This window comes from Falsihalocynthiibacter sp. SS001, assembly GCF_042445055.1.
In the GTDB taxonomy this organism is placed as follows: domain Bacteria; phylum Pseudomonadota; class Alphaproteobacteria; order Rhodobacterales; family Rhodobacteraceae; genus Falsihalocynthiibacter.
Genome location: NZ_CP170339.1, coordinates 2,194,830 through 2,212,294, shown reverse-complemented (window position 1 = coordinate 2,212,294; position 17,465 = coordinate 2,194,830). Strand labels below are relative to the sequence as shown.

General features: G+C 53.6%; 15 protein-coding genes. 8 read left to right on the top strand and 7 right to left on the bottom strand.

The features are described 5' to 3' along the window. Position 1 precedes the first annotated feature (1 nt). Positions 2 to 1,300, top strand: coding sequence for an NAD-dependent dihydropyrimidine dehydrogenase subunit PreA (preA, locus tag ACFE33_RS10575; protein WP_380053086.1), 1,299 nt, complete (start codon positions 2 to 4; stop codon positions 1,298 to 1,300). 46 nt (positions 1,301 to 1,346) lie between these two features. Here the strand turns inward: preA and ACFE33_RS10570 are convergent, their stop codons facing one another. Continuing rightward, on the bottom strand, positions 1,347 to 1,970 hold the full coding sequence (locus ACFE33_RS10570; protein WP_380053084.1) for a TetR family transcriptional regulator C-terminal domain-containing protein: 624 nt from the start codon (positions 1,968 to 1,970) through the stop codon (positions 1,347 to 1,349). Between the two features lie 252 nt (positions 1,971 to 2,222). Between ACFE33_RS10570 and ACFE33_RS10565 the strand changes: the two genes are divergently transcribed. The 7 genes from ACFE33_RS10565 to ACFE33_RS10535 all read left to right on the top strand — a co-directional run bounded on the left by ACFE33_RS10565 (position 2,223) and on the right by ACFE33_RS10535 (position 9,915). Beyond that, positions 2,223 to 3,551, top strand: coding sequence for an aspartate aminotransferase family protein (locus ACFE33_RS10565; RefSeq protein WP_380053082.1), 1,329 nt, complete (start codon positions 2,223 to 2,225; stop codon positions 3,549 to 3,551). A gap of 10 nt (positions 3,552 to 3,561) precedes the next feature. Further along, positions 3,562 to 4,812: a Zn-dependent hydrolase gene (locus tag ACFE33_RS10560; protein ID WP_380053080.1), complete on the top strand. Its 1,251-nt coding sequence runs from the start codon at positions 3,562 to 3,564 to the stop codon at positions 4,810 to 4,812. 12 nt (positions 4,813 to 4,824) lie between these two features. Further along, positions 4,825 to 6,285, top strand: a complete 1,461-nt coding sequence (gene hydA, locus ACFE33_RS10555; RefSeq protein ID WP_380053078.1) for a dihydropyrimidinase — start codon at positions 4,825 to 4,827, stop codon at positions 6,283 to 6,285. An 81-nt stretch (positions 6,286 to 6,366) separates the two neighbouring features. Further along, on the top strand, positions 6,367 to 7,149 hold the full coding sequence (locus tag ACFE33_RS10550; protein WP_380053076.1) for an ABC transporter ATP-binding protein: 783 nt from the start codon (positions 6,367 to 6,369) through the stop codon (positions 7,147 to 7,149). Between the two features lie 29 nt (positions 7,150 to 7,178). Continuing rightward, positions 7,179 to 8,054, top strand: coding sequence for an ABC transporter permease (locus ACFE33_RS10545; protein ID WP_380053074.1), 876 nt, complete (start codon positions 7,179 to 7,181; stop codon positions 8,052 to 8,054). Then, on the top strand, positions 8,051 to 8,899 hold the full coding sequence (locus tag ACFE33_RS10540; RefSeq protein ID WP_380053072.1) for an ABC transporter permease: 849 nt from the start codon (positions 8,051 to 8,053) through the stop codon (positions 8,897 to 8,899). The genes ACFE33_RS10545 and ACFE33_RS10540 overlap by 4 nt, the downstream gene beginning before the upstream one ends. Positions 8,900 to 8,931: 32 nt before the next feature. After that, positions 8,932 to 9,915: an ABC transporter substrate-binding protein gene (locus ACFE33_RS10535; protein ID WP_380053070.1), complete on the top strand. Its 984-nt coding sequence runs from the start codon at positions 8,932 to 8,934 to the stop codon at positions 9,913 to 9,915. An 83-nt stretch (positions 9,916 to 9,998) separates the two neighbouring features. On the opposite strand, the gene acs is transcribed toward ACFE33_RS10535, so the two are convergent. From acs to ACFE33_RS10505, 6 genes are all read right to left on the bottom strand, one after another. Beyond that, the gene (gene acs, locus ACFE33_RS10530) at positions 9,999 to 11,942 is read right to left on the bottom strand and encodes an acetate--CoA ligase (protein ID WP_380053068.1); all 1,944 of its coding nucleotides are present in this window, start codon (positions 11,940 to 11,942) and stop codon (positions 9,999 to 10,001) included. Between the two features lie 134 nt (positions 11,943 to 12,076). Beyond that, positions 12,077 to 12,820, bottom strand: a complete 744-nt coding sequence (locus ACFE33_RS10525; protein WP_380053066.1) for an ABC transporter ATP-binding protein — start codon at positions 12,818 to 12,820, stop codon at positions 12,077 to 12,079. A gap of 8 nt (positions 12,821 to 12,828) precedes the next feature. Beyond that, positions 12,829 to 13,587 carry an ABC transporter ATP-binding protein gene (locus ACFE33_RS10520; RefSeq protein ID WP_380053064.1) on the bottom strand — a complete coding sequence of 253 codons (759 nt, stop codon included), beginning with the start codon at positions 13,585 to 13,587 and terminating at the stop codon, positions 12,829 to 12,831. Positions 13,588 to 13,601: 14 nt separating this feature from the next. Further along, positions 13,602 to 14,825, bottom strand: a complete 1,224-nt coding sequence (locus tag ACFE33_RS10515) for a branched-chain amino acid ABC transporter permease (RefSeq protein ID WP_380053062.1) — start codon at positions 14,823 to 14,825, stop codon at positions 13,602 to 13,604. Positions 14,826 to 14,827: 2 nt separating this feature from the next. Beyond that, complete coding sequence (locus tag ACFE33_RS10510; protein ID WP_380053060.1) at positions 14,828 to 15,859, bottom strand: branched-chain amino acid ABC transporter permease; 1,032 nt, start codon at positions 15,857 to 15,859, stop codon at positions 14,828 to 14,830. Positions 15,860 to 15,949: 90 nt separating this feature from the next. Continuing rightward, complete coding sequence (locus ACFE33_RS10505; protein ID WP_380053058.1) at positions 15,950 to 17,296, bottom strand: substrate-binding protein; 1,347 nt, start codon at positions 17,294 to 17,296, stop codon at positions 15,950 to 15,952. Positions 17,297 to 17,465 lie beyond the last annotated feature (169 nt).

Genomic DNA, 17,465 nt, shown 5'->3' with positions numbered 1-17,465 from the left:
CATGGCCGATCTAACAAGCACATTCGTTGGCATCAAATCTCCGAACCCGTTCTGGCTGGCGTCTGCGCCTCCGACGGACAAAGAATATAACGTTCGCCGCGCTTTCGAAGCAGGCTGGGGTGGTGTCGTCTGGAAAACTCTAGGTGCCGAAGGGCCGCCTGTTGTGAACGTAAACGGCCCACGCTATGGCGCGATCTTTGGCGCAGACCGACGGTTGCTGGGGTTGAACAACATCGAGTTGATCACCGATCGCCCGCTGCAAACAAACCTTCGTGAAATCAAGGCCGTAAAGCGGGATTATCCTGATCGTGCGGTTGTGGTCTCGCTTATGGTTCCGTGCGAAGAGGAAGCATGGAAGGCGATCCTACCTGTTGTCGAAGAAACTGGCGCAGATGGTGTTGAGTTGAACTTCGGTTGTCCGCACGGAATGGCCGAGCGCGGCATGGGATCCGCCGTTGGTCAGGTGCCCGAATACATCGAAATGGTGACGCGCTGGTGTAAGCAAAACACGCGGATGCCGGTGATCGTAAAGCTGACACCCAACATCACCGACGTGCGCAAACCGGCCGAGGCCGCCAAGCGCGGTGGCGCAGACGCGGTAAGCTTGATTAATACAATCAACTCGATCACCAGCGTCAATTTGGATGCGATGAGCCCAGAGCCAATGATCGATGGCAAGGGTACGCATGGCGGCTATTGTGGCCCTGCGGTGAAACCAATCGCGTTGAACATGGTTGCTGAAATCGCGCGCAACCCCGAAACTGCGGGCCTGCCGATCTCTGGTATCGGTGGCGTTACAACGTGGCGCGATGCTGCGGAATTTATGGCGCTTGGGGCAGGGAACGTGCAGGTTTGTACCGCCGCGATGACCTATGGTTTCAAAGTTGTACAAGAGATGATCTCGGGCCTAAGCCAATGGATGGACGAAAAAGGCCACACCAGCACGGCTGATTTCATCGGTCAGGCAACTCCGAACGTAACGGACTGGCAGTACTTGAATCTCAATCACGTCACGAAAGCGGTTATCAACCAAGACGATTGCATCAAATGCGGTCGCTGTTACGCCGCTTGTGAAGACACAAGCCATCAGGCGATTTTGATGTCTGACGATCGTGTGTTTACGGTCGATGACAGCGAATGCGTCGCCTGTAACCTTTGTGTCAATGTTTGCCCTGTTGAGAATTGCATCACGATGAAGACTCTCGACGATGGAGCAATTGACGAGCGTACTGGCGAGAAAGCCGGCGGTTATGCAAACTGGACCGAGCATCCAAACAACCCTTCGGTTGCTGCGGAGTAATCCAGCAAAAATACCTGATCAAGGCCCTGCGTTTGCGGGGCCTTTTTTATTTTGGGTCTGCGCGAAGAAGTCGAGTGAACATCGTGTCCAGAAATTCCTCGGCATCGGGGAAGGGGTCGGGATGTTCGTCACCTAGGATCATTCGGACCTGCACATCAAAATCGGCGTAATGTTGTGTTAGCGACCAGATCGAGAAAAGCAGGTGCCGCGGGTCGACTTTGGCGATTTTGCCTTCGTCGATCCAGCGTTCGATAACGAGTGATTTTTCGTCGACCAGGTCCTTGAGTTCACCTTCAATTGCGCCGCCGATGCGCGGTGCTCCCTGAAGGATTTCGTTCGCAAAGAGGCGACTTTCACGCGGAAAATCACGGCTCATTTGCAGTTTGCGGTTCACATAGGCGATGATTTCCTCGCGCGGATCACCAGAGGCATCGAGTTTGTGAAGCGGATCGAGCCAAGTGTCCAAGAGCCCCTCAAGGAGCGTGGTGTGGATGGCCTCCTTGGACGGAAAATAATAGAGCAAATTAGGCTTGCTCAGGCCAGAAGTCTTGGCAATTTGGTCGAGAGTAGAGCCGCGATACCCGTATTTCGAGAACACCTCCAGAGCCGCCTCGAGAATCGTCGAAGTATTCTTTTGCTGGATTCGGGTTTTGGGACGTTTTGGGTTCATTTCGGCCTCTTTGAGTGGAACTTCCGCCCCTTAAATGTGTAAGTTAATATGCCTTTTAACGCGCTGCTCAATTTTGTGCCATTTTAATCGTTTCTTTAGGCAGGAATGCTCTGCTACTGTAATTTTTCGAGGGGGATTCAGGTCGAAAAACTTGACTGACTTTCTTCCTCTGTTAGCGTGAGTTTGACCAAATGGTCAAACTGTTTTGGAAGCGAGCAATATAACACCATTGCTCACTTTAGGGAGGCCATGATGGCAAACGATCACTCAAATATGCCAAACGATCTATCAGCGTTTTGGATGCCTTTTACGGCCAATCGGCAGTTTAAAAAAAATCCACGTATGTTCGTGGGTGCCGAAGGAATGTATTACACCACGGCAGATGGCCGTCAGGTTCTGGATGGAACCGCGGGTCTTTGGTGCTGTAATGCGGGGCATGCACGGCCCAAGATTACCGAAGCAGTGCAAAAACAGGTTGCAGAACTAGACTATGCGCCGCCCTTCCAAATGGGGCACCCCAAGGCATTCGAACTTGCGAGTTCGCTTCGGGATATGGCGCCGAAAGGATTGGATCATGTGTTCTTTACGAACTCTGGTTCTGAATCCGTCGAGACTGCACTGAAGATTGCATTGGCATACCAGCGCGCCATCGGGCAGGGCACGCGCACACGTCTTGTTGGTCGTGAAAAGGGGTATCACGGCGTAAACTTTGGCGGAATCTCCGTTGGCGGACTGGTGAATAACCGCCGCATGTTCGGAACGCACCTGAACGGTGTCCTTCATCTTCCGCACACGCATTTGATTGATAAAAATGCGTATACCAAGGGTCAGCCAGAGCATGGCGCGGACCTTGCGGATGATCTTGAGCGTATGGTTGCGCTTCACGGCGAAGAAACCATCGCGGCCGTGATCGTTGAGCCAATGGCAGGTTCGGCAGGGGTTATCATGCCGCCGAAGGGTTATCTTGAGCGCCTGCGCGCCTTGACCAAGAAATACGGTATCCTGCTGATTTTTGACGAAGTTATCACTGGCTTCGGTCGTCTTGGTTCCAGCTTCGGTGCCGAACATTTCGGCGTTACGCCGGACCTTATTACGACTGCCAAGGGGCTCACAAACGGCGTCATTCCTATGGGTGCCGTTCTTGCGTCCAGCGAAATTCATGATGCGTTCATGACTGGCCCTGAGCATATGATTGAGCTGTTCCACGGCTATACATACTCGGGGAATCCCGTGGCTTCGGCTGCTGGGCTCGCGACGCTGGAGACCTACCGCGAGGAAGAGTTGTTCAAGCGTGCCGCCGACATGGCGCCATATTGGCAAGAAGCTCTGCACAGCCTGAAGGGGCTTCCGCATGTCATTGATATCCGCAACATGGGCCTTATTGGCGCGATCGAGTTGGAGCCTATTGCGGGCGAGCCAACCAAGCGTGCGTTCAATGCATTCCTTGCTGCGTATGAGAAGGGCATTCTTGTGCGTACAACCGGAGATATCATTGCGATGAGTCCGCCTCTCATCATCGAGAAAGAGCATATTGATAAACTAATCGGGACGTTAGGCGACGTTCTTAAATCACTAGACTAGGGGAAATACTATGGCAGCTCCGGGTGAAAACCTGAAAATTAACGGCGAACGTCTTTGGGAAAGTCTCATGGATATGGCCAAAATCGGACCCGGAGTTGCCGGCGGTAACAACCGCCAAACGGTAACAGATGAAGATGGCGAAGGCCGCGCTTTGTTCCAGAAATGGTGCGAGGATGCGGGCTGTACCATGGGCCTCGACCAGATGGGTAACATGTTTGCCCATCGCGAAGGGACCGATCCAGATGCGCTTCCAGTCTATGTCGGAAGCCATTTGGATACACAGCCGACAGGCGGTAAATATGATGGTGTTCTGGGTGTTCTCGGCGGGCTTGAGTTGCTGCGCACGATGAACGATCTGGGCATCAAGACAAAACACCCCATTGTTGTGACAAACTGGACCAACGAAGAAGGGACCAGATTTGCACCTGCAATGTTGGCGAGCGGCGTTTTTGCCGGTGTCCACACACAGGACTGGGCCTATGACCGCGAAGATGCAGAGGGTAAGAAGTTCGGCGACGAACTTGCGCGTATCGGCTGGCGCGGAGAAGAGAAGGTTGGTGATCGCAAGATGCATGCCTTCTTTGAGTTGCACATTGAACAGGGTCCGATCCTCGAGGCAGAGGGCAAGGAAATCGGTGTTGTTACGCATGGCCAAGGGCTTTCGTGGACGGAAGTGACAATCACCGGCAAGGATGCCCATACTGGTTCGACTCCGATGCCAATGCGCAAAGACGCAGGACTCGGAATGGCGCATGTGCTCGAACTGGTTAATCAAATTGCGCTGTCGCATGCACCCCACGCGGTTGGTGCAGCAGGTCATATTGATGTCTATCCGAACTCACGCAATGTGATTCCGGGTAAGGTCGTGTTCACCGTTGATTTCCGTTCTCCTGAAATCGAAGTGATTAAGGATATGGAGGCACGTCTTCGCGAGGGCGGCAAAGCAATTTGCGATGAGATGGGGCTCGAGATTTCGTTTGAGAAAACAGGTGGATTTGATCCTGTGGAATTTGACGAAACTTGCGTCACCGCAATTCGTAGTGCTGCGGAACGGCTTGGATATTCGCATCGGGATTTGATCTCTGGCGCGGGTCATGATGCCTGCTGGATCAATCGTGTAGCACCGACGGCAATGGTCATGTGCCCTTGCGTGGACGGGCTGTCGCATAATGAGGCGGAGGAAATTTCCAAGGAATGGGCCGCTGCGGGCGCTGATGTGCTTTTGCATGCCGTTCTGGAAACTGCCGAAATCGTGGAATAGGGAGCGAATTCAATGAGTAAAGTCATTAAAAACGGTACGGTTTGCACGGCGGATCGCACTTGGAAAGCCGATGTTTTGATCGAGGGAGAGATCATCAAGCAGATCGGTGAGGACCTTAAAGGCGACGAGTATATCGACGCCGAAGGCGCCTATGTGATCCCTGGCGGAATTGATCCGCATACCCACCTTGAGATGCCATTTATGGGCACAACTGCGGCCGAAACCTTCGAAAGCGGCACATGGGCCGCCGCCGCGGGCGGAACGACGATGTTGGTCGATTTCTGCCTTCCCGGTGAGGATGGTTCGATCAAGAATGCGATCAATGAATGGCACCGCAAATCCGCTCCGCAAATTTGTGCCGATATCGGGTATCACATGGCGATTACGGGCTGGAATGAACAAATCCACGCCGAAATGAAAGACGCCGTGGATATGGGCGTGAACTCGTTCAAGCACTTCATGGCGTATAAGGGCGCTTTGATGGTGGAGGACGATGAAATGTTCGCGTCCTTTATGCGTTGCAAGGAGCTTGGCGCGCTTCCAATGGTACATGCCGAGAATGGCGATATTGTTGATATTCTTCAGAAAAAATACCTCGCCGAAGGGATCACTGGCCCTGAGGGGCATGCCTATTCACGTCCGCCTGAGGTTGAGGGGGAGGCCGCTAATCGCGCGATCACAATTGCCGATGCTGCGGGAACGCCGCTTTATATCGTCCACGTGTCTTGCGAGCAGGCGCACGAGGCCATTCGCCGCGCGCGTCAAAAGGGGATGCGTATCTATGGCGAGCCGTTGATTCAGTTCCTGACTTTGGACGAAAGCGAGTATTTCAAGGGCGATTGGATGCATTCCGCACGTCGCGTCATGAGCCCGCCATTCCGCAACAAAGAGCACCAAAAGAGCCTTTGGGCGGGTCTGCAAAGTGGCTCGTTGCAGGTCGTTGCAACCGACCACGCGGCCTTTACGTCCGAGCAGAAGTTGATGGGTAAGGATAATTTCTGCCTTATTCCCAACGGTTCGAACGGATTGGAAGAGCGCCTCGCCGTGCTCTGGACCGAGGGTGTTGAAACCGGTCGTTTGACGCCGAACGAGTTTGTTGCGGCGACATCGACGAATGTTGCGAAAATTCTAAACATCTACCCAAAGAAGGGTGCGATTATGGAAGGCGCTGACGCGGATATCGTTGTTTGGGATCCCAAAATCTCCAAGACGATCAGTCAGGCAAATCATCATTCTGTGTTGGATTACAATGTGTTTGAGGGGTTCGAAGTCAAAGCCCAAAGCCGTTACACATTGAGCCGCGGAGAGGTCATTTGGGCGTGGGGGCAAAATAGCCAGCCACAACCGGGACGTGGTCGATTTGTTCCGCGTCCTGCTTTCTCAAGCGCGTCCAAGGCGCTCAGCAAATGGAAAGATTTGAACTCTCCGCGTGTCATTAATCGTGATCCGCTGAACATTCCCGCAGGGATATAAATCTAAAATTAAGAACATGCGTCGCATTATGCGGCGCATGCGATAACGACTGGAGAATCCAGCAGTATCTAGGGGGACGGCGTGAGCCAAGCTACGATTATTGAAGCTAAAAATCTGGACCTGACTTTCCAAACGAATGATGGTCCTGTCCACGCTCTGAAGGACGTAAATCTCGAAATAAATGAAGGAGACTTTGTTAGTTTTATCGGGCCGTCCGGCTGTGGCAAAACAACGTTTCTGCGCACGATCGCCGCGCTTGAAAAGCCAACAGGTGGGACATTAACCGTAAAGGGAATGTCCGCCGAGGAAGCACGCCAAAACCGCGCGTATGGCTTTGTTTTTCAGGCCGCGGGTTTGTATCCGTGGCGCACGATTGCGGGCAATATCAAACTTCCTCTAGAGATTATGGGGTTCTCGAAGGCCGAGCAAAAAGAGAAAGTGCAAAAGGTTCTTGAGCTGGTTGAGCTTGGCGGCTTTGGCAACAAATATCCGTGGCAGCTTTCAGGCGGTATGCAGCAACGCGCCAGCATCGCGCGCGCGCTTGCTTTTGATGCCGATATCCTCTTGATGGATGAGCCCTTCGGCGCCCTTGATGAGATCGTGCGGGACCACCTGAACGAACAACTCTTGCAGCTTTGGGCGCGCACGAACAAGACCATCGGTTTTGTGACACACTCCATCCCAGAGGCCGTATATCTAAGCACCAAGATCGTTGTGATGAGCCCGCGCCCTGGCCGCATTACCGATGTGATCGAAAGCACGCTCCCCAAGGAAAGGCCGCTGGAAATTCGCGATAGCAAGGAGTTTATCGACATCGCGCACCGTGTCCGCGAAGGGCTGCGAGCGGGGCATGGCGATGCCTAGATTAATCTCAATGAGGGGAGGGCGCACCAATGCGTAACATTCTCCCGATTTTAACCGTTGTCGCGGCGATTGCTTTGATTTGGTATGTGGGAACGTACCAGATGAACAAGAAATGGACGCTAGAACAGGCCGAGCGCGCACAAGTTGAGTTGTCATTTAACGAAGTTTTGACTGACACAATGGAGCAGGAACGCCCCGTTCTCCCCGCGCCGCATCAGGTAACCGGAGAGTTGTGGAAAACGACCGGTGAAATGGCGTTAGACGGCAAGGCCATGTCAAAGCGAAGCCTGATCTATCATGGCTGGATTACATTGAGTTCGACCTTGGTCGGATTTGCGCTTGGCACGATTGCCGGAATCCTATTGGCTGTTGGTATTGTTCATAACAAAGCGATGGACATGAGCGTGATGCCTTGGGCAATCGCGAGCCAAACGATCCCGATCCTCGCCATTGCGCCGATGATCGTCGTAGTTATGAATTCAATAGGGGTTCAGGGGCTGTTGCCCAAAGCGGTTATCGCGGCCTATCTCTCGTTCTTCCCTGTTGTGGTTGGTATGGTCAAAGGCCTTCGAGCTCCGACCACTAGCGAACTCGACTTGATGAAGACCTATAACGCGAGCGGTCAGGAAACGTTTTGGAAGTTGCGGCTTCCAAGTTCGATGCCCTACCTTTTTACGAGCCTGAAAATCGGTATCGCGGCCGCGTTGGTCGGTGCGATTGTTGCGGAGCTTTCCTCTAGCCCTCTGCGCGGTTTTGGCGGACGAATGCTGACGGGAAGCTATTACGGGCAAACCATCCAGATTTGGAGCGCGCTCTTTGCTGCGGCGATTATGGCGGCCTGTTTGGTCGGGTTTATCGGGTATCTACAGCGTGTCACCCTCAAGAAAATGGGGATGTCGCAATGATTTGGGTCGTTTCTGTTATCGTTTTCTGGCTTGTTGCGATGTTTGTGAATATTCGCATTGCCAATAGCAAATGGGCGAAAACGCGCGCGGGTAAACTGTTCGTTCCTGCGTTGTTTGGCGTAACAATTCTGGTGGTTTGGGAGGGGCTCGTACGTGGGCTTGAAGTACCCTCGGTGATCTTGCCGCCGCCTTCGGCGATTGCTGCGCGTTTTGCGGATAGTTTGCCGATCCTTTGGACGGATTTTGTGCAAACCTTCATCAAAGGCGCGATGTCCGGCTACATTATCGGGTGCGGCGCTGCCTTCTTGACCGCCATCCTGATTGATCGCTCGCCGTTCCTTCAGCGGGGCCTACTGCCCGTCGGGAATTTCATTGCCGCGCTACCGATTATCGGCACCGCACCGATCCTTGTGATGTGGTTTGGATTCGACTGGCAGTCCAAAGCGGCGGTTGTCGTGGCCATGGTATTTTTCCCGATGTTGGTTAATACTGTTCAAGGCCTCAAGGAGACGGACGCGATGCAGCGGGATTTAATGCGGAGTTATGCCGCAACCTATTGGCAAAGCTTGTTTAAACTACGCTTGCCCGCAGCAATGCCCTTCGTTTTTAACGGGCTTAAAATTGCGACAACACTGGCGCTTATTGGGGCAATCGTTGCCGAATTCTTCGGTTCTCCGACACGCGGCATGGGTTTTCGCATTTCAACAGAGGTCGGACGCCTTGGGCTTGATATGGTCTGGGCGGAAATCACGGTCGCTGCGATCGCTGGATCTTTGTTTTACGGAATCGTCGCGCTTGTCGAAAAGGGGGTGACATTCTGGCACCCGTCGCAGCGCCGCCGATAGAATAAATAAGAAACCAATAAGGGAGACTATAAATGAAAAAACTATTAACCAGCGTCTTTGCCCTGAGCCTGACTTCGGGAATGGCTCATTCGGCTGATGATCTAACGCTACAACTCAAGTGGGTCACGCAAGCACAGTTTGCAGGATACTACGTTGCGCTGGAGAACGGCTTTTACGAAGAAGAAGACCTGAATGTAACAATCAAACCTGGTGGTCCCGATGTGGCGCCTGCGCAGGTCATCGCTGGTGGCGGCGCTGATGTCGTCGTTGATTGGATGCCCTCCGCGCTTGCGGCGCGCGAAGCTGGTTTGCCTTTGGTGAATATCGCGCAGCCGTTCAAAAGCTCTGGTATGATGCTGACTTGTCGTAAGGACACAGGAATTACGTCACCCGCTGATTTCCCCGGCAAAACACTCGGCGTATGGTTCTACGGCAACGAATACCCGTTTCTTAGCTGGATGAGTACGCTTGGCTATTCAACAAGCGGTGGCGACGATGGCGTGACTGTTCTCAAGCAGGGCTTCAACGTTGATCCTTTGCTCCAAGGACAGGCTGACTGTGTGTCGACAATGACATACAACGAATACTGGCAGGTTATTGATGCTGGTCTGACACCGGACGATCTCGTGCTCTTCAAGTATGAAGAAGAGGGTGTATCAACGCTCGAAGATGGTCTCTATGTTCTCGAAGACAAACTCGCTGACGAAGCTGAAGTCGACAAACTTGCGCGGTTCGTACGCGCGTCGATGAAGGGCTGGAAGTGGGCAGAAGAGAACCCAGAAGAAGCCGCGAGCATCGTTCTTGAGAATGACGAAACTGGTGCGCAAACCGAGAAGCATCAGGTGCGTATGATGGGTGAAATCGCCAAATTGACAGCGGGCACTGACGGCACGCTCGACATGGACGATTACAAACGTACCGTTGCGACATTGCTAGGTGGTGGTTCGGACCCTGTTATCAGCAAAGAACCAGAAGGCGCCTATACAACAGTCGTCACTGACGCTGCTCTTAAATAATGATCAAAGGGCGCGAAGCTTGATACTCCGCGCCCTCTTCTCATAGTTAGATAAGCCGCATCCAATGGGTGCGGCTTATTCGTTTACTTCGCTCTGTTCTCGATCAATTCATCAACAACGCTTGGGTCTGCAAGCGTGGATGTGTCGCCCAGAGACCCATAGTCGTTCTCGGCAATCTTACGAAGAATGCGGCGCATGATTTTACCCGAGCGTGTTTTGGGAAGGCCCGGCGCCCATTGGATAACGTCTGGCTTGGCAATCGGGCCGATTTCGGTGCGGACCCATTTTTCAAGCTCTGTGCGCAATTCGTCCGAAGGTTCTTGACCATTCATCAAGGTCACATAGGCGTAGATCCCTTGGCCCTTGATATCGTGCGGATAACCGACAACTGCGGCTTCGGCGACCTTTGAGTGGGCCACGAGGGCGCTCTCGACTTCGGCTGTGCCCATGCGGTGGCCCGATACGTTGATTACGTCATCGACGCGCCCCGTGATCCAGTAATAGCCATCCGCGTCCCGACGACAGCCGTCGCCCGCGAAGTAGTAGCCTTTGTAATCAGCGAAATATGTTTTCTCAAAACGTTCATGGTCGCCGAAAACTGTTCGCATTTGGCCTGGCCAGCTGGTCTTGAAGCAAAGCACGCCCTCGGCCTCTGTCTCTGTGATTTCTTCACCGCTTGTCGCGTCGAGAACGACTGGTGCAATCCCAAAGAACGGCAGGGTCGCAGATCCCGGTTTTGTGGCCGTCGCGCCTGGGAGGGGTGTCAAGAGGTGCCCACCTGTTTCGGTTTGCCACCATGTGTCTACGATCGGACAATTTCCTTTGCCGACGACGTCGTTGTACCAATTCCAAGCTTCTGGATTGATCGGCTCGCCAACTGTTCCGAGCAACTTTAGCGACGAGAGGTCGTATTTCTCGACGGGTTCATTGCCATGCGCCATCAGGGCGCGGATCGCCGTAGGGGCGGTATAGAATTGATTTACCTTGTGCTTTTCACAAACAGCCCAGAAACGTCCTGCATCCGGATAGGTGGGCACGCCTTCAAACATCAATGTTGTCGCGCCGTTCGCGAGCGGGCCGTAGATAATATAGCTGTGCCCCGTGACCCAACCGACGTCAGCGGTGCACCAGAAGATATCGCCGTCATGATAATCGAATGTGTATTTATGCGTCATCGATGCATAAACGAGATACCCGCCAGAGGAGTGGACCACGCCTTTCGGACGGCCGGTTGAGCCGGAAGTATAGAGGATGAACAGCGGGTCTTCGGCGTTCATCTCTTCGGCAGGGCAGTCGGTGCTGGCAGCCGCCATATCGGCCTTTACGTCGACATCACGATCTTCGATCCAAGTTGTTTGGCCGCCGGTGTGTTTTACAACGAGACATTTTACGCGGTCGCTGCAATGCAGGAGTGCGGCGTCGGTGTTGGATTTGAGCGCGGTTGCCCGTCCACCGCGTGGTGCTTCGTCTGCGGTAATGACGATTTTGGCCTCGCTATCGTTGATCCGATTTGCCAGCGCATCAGGAGAGAAGCCAGCGAAAACAACAGAGTGAACCGCGCCGATCCGTGCGCAGGCCAGCATTGCATAGGCGGCCTCTGGGATCATGGGCATGTAAAGGACGACACGGTCGCCTTTGCCTACGCCGTATGATTTATACACATTGGCCAAGCGGCAGACGTTTTCGTGGAGCTGTTTGTAGGTTATGTGCTGGGCCTCGGCATCGGGGCTGTCGGGCTCAAAAATAATCGCAGTTTGATCGCCACGGGTTTCAAGGTGACGGTCGATACAGTTGGCCGCAACATTAAGCGTTCCATCGGCGAACCAGTTGATGTCGACATTGCCTAGATCGAAGTTTGAGTTTGAAACTTGCGTGTAGGGCTTGATCCAGTCGATGCGCTTACCATGCTCGCCCCAGAATGCGTTCGGATCCGCGATGGATTCCGCGTACATTTTCTCGTAGGTCGCTTTGTCTGCGTGTGAGGCTGCCGAAAATGCGGCGCTGGGTGCGTAAGTTTGATCGCTCATATTGATGTCTTTCCTCCCAATGTGCGCCGCGATTTGGCGGGCACGAATTCCTTGGTCGATTTGTAACCGCTCATTGGTTCGAGTGCGAGGGGGCGGCCCGCATTTATTCAAACGGGGCCGCTCCTATTTCTGGCTTAGATCGCCAAATATTCCGCGCGAAGTTCTGCGTTATTGAGGACTTCGTCCGCAAGTCCGTCAAACACCACGGTGCCTGTATCAAGGATGACGGCGCGATCCGCCAGTTCAAGCGCGCGAACGGCGTTTTGCTCGACGATGACTGTTGTGATGCCTTGTTCCTTGATGATGTTCAGCGTCTTCTCGATTTCGTCCACGATGACGGGCGCAAGGCCCTCATATGGTTCATCAAGCAGTAGCACTTTGATGTCGCGGGCGAGGGCGCGCGCAATCGCAAGCATTTGCTGCTCGCCGCCTGAAAGCGTTACGCCCTCTTGTTTGCGACGCTCACGGAGGCGCGGGAACAGATCGTAAATCCGCTCAAGTGACCAGCCAATGGGTTCAGCGATCTGGGCGAGTTGTAGGTTCTCTTCTACGGTCAATCCGGGGATGATGCGGCGATCCTCCGGAACGAGTCCGATGCCAGCCTTGGAGGCTTCGTGAGATTTCTTGTCATGAAGCGCCTGATGGTCCAGCCAAACTTCGCCATGCGTCAGCATAGGCTCATCAAGGCGCGCAATTGCACGTAGGGTGGATGTTTTGCCGGCGCCGTTACGCCCCAAGAGCGCAAGGATTTCGCCCTCGTGAACGTTTAAGCTTACTCCCTGCACGATATAGCTTTCGCCATAGTAAGCATGGAGATCCCAAACCGAGAAATAGGCGGGCGCTGTGGCCGCATGATTAGCGTTTTTCGCGAGTGCCATGGGGCCTCCTATTCGTGCGCTTCGCCAAGGTATGCTTCACGCACCTTGGGATGGCCTTTGATGTTTTCAGGGGTGTCTTCGACCAAGGGAGTGCCTTGGGCAAGTACAGTGATCCGCTCTGCGAGCGAGAATACAACGTGCATATCGTGCTCGATGATCGCCATTGTGATATCGCGGGACTCTTTGATTTCCTTAAGCAAATCAATGGTATTATTGGTGTCCGCGCGCGCCATGCCGGCTGTTGGTTCGTCCAAGAGCAACAGACGCGGCTCCTGAACAAGGCACATTGCCATCTCAAGGCGACGTTTGTCCCCCCGCGAAAGCGAGCTGGCGGTCATGTGCAGCTTGTCCTGCATATTCACATCCAACAGCATTTTTTCGGCCTGCTCATTGATGTCGACCTCATCCGCCACCGTTTCAAAGGCATGCAAGCGATATGCGCCGTCGCGTCTGGCAAAGCAGGGGATCAGGACGTTTTCGAGAACCGTAAGATCAGAGAAAATCTCGGGCGTTTGAAACACCCTCGAGATGCCCATTTGGTTGATCTCGTGCGGTTTGCGTCCCAGAACAGATTGGCCATCAAACATCACCGATCCCGTGTCAGGGATGAGTTTCCCCACCAAGACATTGAGCAGGGTTGATTTACCTGCGCCGTTGGGGCCGATAATGGCGTGTACGGAGTTTTCCGCAACGCTCAGGTTCACATCACCGAGCGCCTGAAGCCCGCCAAACCGTTTGCCGACATTTTTTACTTCGAGAATACCCATTTTTGTATCCTTCCTTATTCGGCCACGTGCGGGGCGCGTTTCGGTGCGTGGGGCTCATCGGAGTTCGGATCCCCACCGCCACGTTTGTTTTTGAACCACTGGCCAATACGACGGCCACCTTCCATCAGACCACCTGGCAAGAAGATCACGACGAGCATGAACAATGCGCCAAGTGTGAGGTGCCAGCCCTTGCCCACGAAGGGGTGGATGATGGCGACAACGAAGTTCTCAAGTCCATCAGGTAGGAACCCGAACCAGCCATGAAGGACGCCATCGTTGATCTTGGAGAAGATGTTCTCGAAGTACTTGATAAAGCCTGCGCCGAGCACCGGACCCATAAGTGTACCTGCGCCGCCAAGAATGGTCATGATCACAACCTCACCCGAGGCCGTCCATTGCATCCGCTCGGCACCTGCAAGTGGGTCCATCGCCGCCAGAAGTCCGCCAGCAAGGCCCGCGTACATGCCAGAGATAACAAAGGCCGCGAGTGTGTAGGGGCGGGAGTTCAGACCTGTATAGCTCATGCGGGTCTGGTTGGTTTTTACCGCGCGAAGCATGAGGCCAAATGGCGAACGGAAGATGCGCAGGCTGATATAGAACGCGATGACCGCGATAACTGCGCAGAAGTAGTAGCCCACGTTAAACGTAAACACGTGGCCCCAGACTTCCCATTTCGCAGAGCTGTTCATTGCAATGCCAAACAGGTTGGTTGGCGGGATCGAGCCTTCGGCAGTGGCCGAAACGCCGAGGATGCGCGGATCGTCGAGCGACAGTTGCAGGCCGGTTTCACCATTGGTGATCGGTGTAAGTACCGAATAGGCAAGGTTGAAGCTCATTTGCGCAAGCGCGAGCGTCAGGATCGAGAAGTAAATCCCCGAGCGGCGCAGCGACACATAGCCGATAAGAAGCGCAAACAGACCTGATACAATCATCGCCAGAATGATGCCCGGAATGACATTCATTGTCAGAAGCTTCATCATCCAGACTGCGGAGTAGGACCCCACACCCAAGAAGGCCGCGTGACCAAACGAAAGATACCCCGTAAGACCAAACAGAATGTTGAACCCGATCGCAAAAATTCCATAGATCGCAAAGCGTTGCATGAGGTCGGGATAGCCCGCGTTGAACTGGGACAGGCCCGAGTTCTCGGCGAATGGCTGTGTGAGAAACGGCGTCAGCATGGTCAGAGCGATCACGATCAGCAGAAATTTGGTGTCTTTTTTGTCGAGACCTAGCATGATTATTCCTCCATCACACCTTTGCGGCCCATGAGCCCGCGAGGACGGGTGAGCAGAATGATAATCGCAACCAGATAGATGATGATCTGGTCAATTCCAGGGATGATTTCTTTGATCCAGTTCATGGATGCAAAGCTCTCGAGGATGCCAAGCATAAAGCCCGCAAGCACAGCGCCCGGAAGGCTACCCATGCCGCCGACAACCACCACAACAAAGCTCAGAACCAAGAAGTCCATGCCCATGTGATAATTCGGAGAGTTGATCGGCGTGTACATTACCCCCGCGACACCTGCCACTGCAGCGGCGATGCCAAACATGAAGGTAAAGCGTTTGTCGATATCGATACCCAGCAGGCCAACGGTTTCACGATCAGCCATGCCAGCGCGAACCACCATGCCGAATGTTGTGAACTGAAGGAAGCTAAAGACAGCGGCGATCACGACCACCGAGAAGGCAAAGTAAACCATGCGCCAGTAGGGATAGATGATCTTGTTCGCGTCCATTCCAAGCATAAGCCCGAAGTCAAACGACCCTTTGAATGCCGAAGGGGCAGGGGTCGGGATCGGGTTCGCGCCGTAGATCGCTTTGATGATCTCTTGCAGAACAATGGCAAGGCCGAAGGTCACAAGGATCTGATCCGCGTGAGGGCGTTTGTAGAAGTGCTTGATCAGGCCGCGTTCCATAATGAAACCAATGCCGATCATCACAGGAATAGCAAACAACAGCGAAAGCGGCACGGCCCAGTCGATGATCGCTGCGCCCGTTTCGGGGCCGAACCATGCCTCGACATAGGGCGTTTTGATTTCGGCGGGGTTGCCGAGAAAGTCTTTCTTGGTCTCGTCAATAGTTACAAAGGATAAGCTCAGAAGGCGGCTAAAGGTTACCGCACAAAAAGCGCCAAGCATGAACAGCGCCCCGTGGGCGAAGTTAACCACCCCCAGCGTGCCAAAGATAAGGGTTAGACCCAAGGCAATCAGCGCATACGCCGACCCTTTGTCCAACCCATTCAAAATTTGAAGAAGGAGCGTGTCCATTATCCTCACCCGATTATTTTATGATATGGGGCGCTGCTTACACGCAGGCCAAGTGGGTTGGGCGCAGGAACGCCCAACCAATGGTCGCGATTACGCGCCCGGATTACATGCGCCTAGCGCACCACCCGCAAACATTGGGTGATCTGGCGCATAGGTAACTTGCTCAACAGGGGTAACCTCAACGATTTCGAGAAGGTCGAACTCGTTTTCTGGGTTCTCTTTACCCTTCACAACCAGCACGTCTTTGAAGCACTGGTGGTCTTCGGCACGATAAAGTGTTTTGCCGTTGCCCAAACCGTCGAATTCAAACCCTTCAAGAGCTTCAACAATGCCACATGGGTTGAATGTACCCGCGCGCTGCGCTGCATCCGCATAAAGAAGCGTCTGACAGTAAACAGTGTGCGCTGCCTGGCTGGGCGGGAAGCCGTATTTCGCACCAAAGGAACGAACAAATGCTTGTGATCCTTCGTCTTGAAGCGACCAGTGCCAGTTTGTCGAACCAAAGATACCTTTAACGTTTTCACCCGCACCACGCGCCATGAGGCGAGAGTAAAGCGGAACAACGATTTCGAAGTTCTTGCCGTTGACTTGCTTCTCGCGCAGACCAAACTGAACCGCGTTTGTAAGCGAGTTCACCATGTTACCGCCATAGTGGTTCAGAACAAGAACGTCTGCACCAGAGTTCAGAACCGGAGCGATGTAGGAGCTAAAGTCAGTAGAGGCGAGCGGTGTGCGCACCTTGTTCACTGTTTGCCAGCCCATTGCTTCGGTTGCTGCCGCGATCGATTCCTCTTGGGTCCAGCCCCATGAGTAATCCGCCGTCAGGTGATACGCTACGCGATCTTTGCCGTACATTTTCTCGAGCACAGGCGCCAGCGCCGCTGCGGACATATATGCGTTAAAGAAGTGGCGGAAACCGTTGGCTTTTTTGTCTTTACCAGTGGTGTCGTTAGAGTGGGTCAAGCCCGCCATAAAGATAACACCGGCCGATTGGCAGAGATCCTGCACCGCAATCGCAACCCCAGAAGAAGAGCCGCCTGTGATCATCACGGCGCCGTCTTTTTCGATCATCGACTTCGCAGAAGCCCGCGCTGCGTCTGATTTGGTTTGGGTATCACCAGTCACGAAGTTGACTTTGTTCCCCAAGATACCTGTGCCATCCAATGTCTTGGAGCTAAAGGTATTGATCATACCGCCGTCGCCGCCGCCATTCAGGTGCTCGACAGCAAGCTCATAGGCACGAAGCTCGTCCGCACCCTCATCGGCATACGGGCCGCTTTGTGGAACGTTAAAGCCAAGCGTCACGCCGCTGCCGTCTGGCTCATTCACATAAGCAGACGCTGAAGACGCACCAAATATTGTAGGCACGGCAAGACCAGCACCGGCTACGGCACTGGTTCTGAGCAATCCTCGACGAGTAAATTTAGAATTGGACATTCATATCCTCCCGATTGAATTATGCGCCATATACCTCCTCCGCACATGACGCTCGCTCTTTTACAGAGCTGCTTTATTATCAGGCGCCGATTGAAAATTTCGCAACAACTCCTTTTCAATCAATAATATTTTTGTAAACTTATCGACAGGAGTGGCGTGATTGTTGTAA

Excerpts from the sequence above, each read along its gene's own strand:
- ACFE33_RS10560 (WP_380053080.1), top strand. The coding sequence starts at position 3,562 with ATGGCAGCTCCGGGTGAAAACCTGAAAATTAACGGCGAACGTCTTTGG.
- ACFE33_RS10545 (WP_380053074.1), top strand. The coding sequence starts at position 7,179 with ATGCGTAACATTCTCCCGATTTTAACCGTTGTCGCGGCGATTGCTTTG.
- ACFE33_RS10535 (WP_380053070.1), top strand. The coding sequence starts at position 8,932 with ATGAAAAAACTATTAACCAGCGTCTTTGCCCTGAGCCTGACTTCGGGA.
- ACFE33_RS10515 (WP_380053062.1), bottom strand. The coding sequence starts at position 14,825 with ATGCTAGGTCTCGACAAAAAAGACACCAAATTTCTGCTGATCGTGATC.
- ACFE33_RS10510 (WP_380053060.1), bottom strand. The coding sequence starts at position 15,859 with ATGGACACGCTCCTTCTTCAAATTTTGAATGGGTTGGACAAAGGGTCG.
- ACFE33_RS10525 (WP_380053066.1), bottom strand. The coding sequence starts at position 12,820 with ATGGCACTCGCGAAAAACGCTAATCATGCGGCCACAGCGCCCGCCTAT.
- hydA (WP_380053078.1), top strand. The coding sequence starts at position 4,825 with ATGAGTAAAGTCATTAAAAACGGTACGGTTTGCACGGCGGATCGCACT.
- acs (WP_380053068.1), bottom strand. The coding sequence starts at position 11,942 with ATGAGCGATCAAACTTACGCACCCAGCGCCGCATTTTCGGCAGCCTCA.
- ACFE33_RS10565 (WP_380053082.1), top strand. The coding sequence starts at position 2,223 with ATGGCAAACGATCACTCAAATATGCCAAACGATCTATCAGCGTTTTGG.
- ACFE33_RS10520 (WP_380053064.1), bottom strand. The coding sequence starts at position 13,587 with ATGGGTATTCTCGAAGTAAAAAATGTCGGCAAACGGTTTGGCGGGCTT.
- ACFE33_RS10505 (WP_380053058.1), bottom strand. The coding sequence starts at position 17,296 with ATGTCCAATTCTAAATTTACTCGTCGAGGATTGCTCAGAACCAGTGCC.
- preA (WP_380053086.1), top strand. The coding sequence starts at position 2 with ATGGCCGATCTAACAAGCACATTCGTTGGCATCAAATCTCCGAACCCG.
- ACFE33_RS10540 (WP_380053072.1), top strand. The coding sequence starts at position 8,051 with ATGATTTGGGTCGTTTCTGTTATCGTTTTCTGGCTTGTTGCGATGTTT.
- ACFE33_RS10570 (WP_380053084.1), bottom strand. The coding sequence starts at position 1,970 with ATGAACCCAAAACGTCCCAAAACCCGAATCCAGCAAAAGAATACTTCG.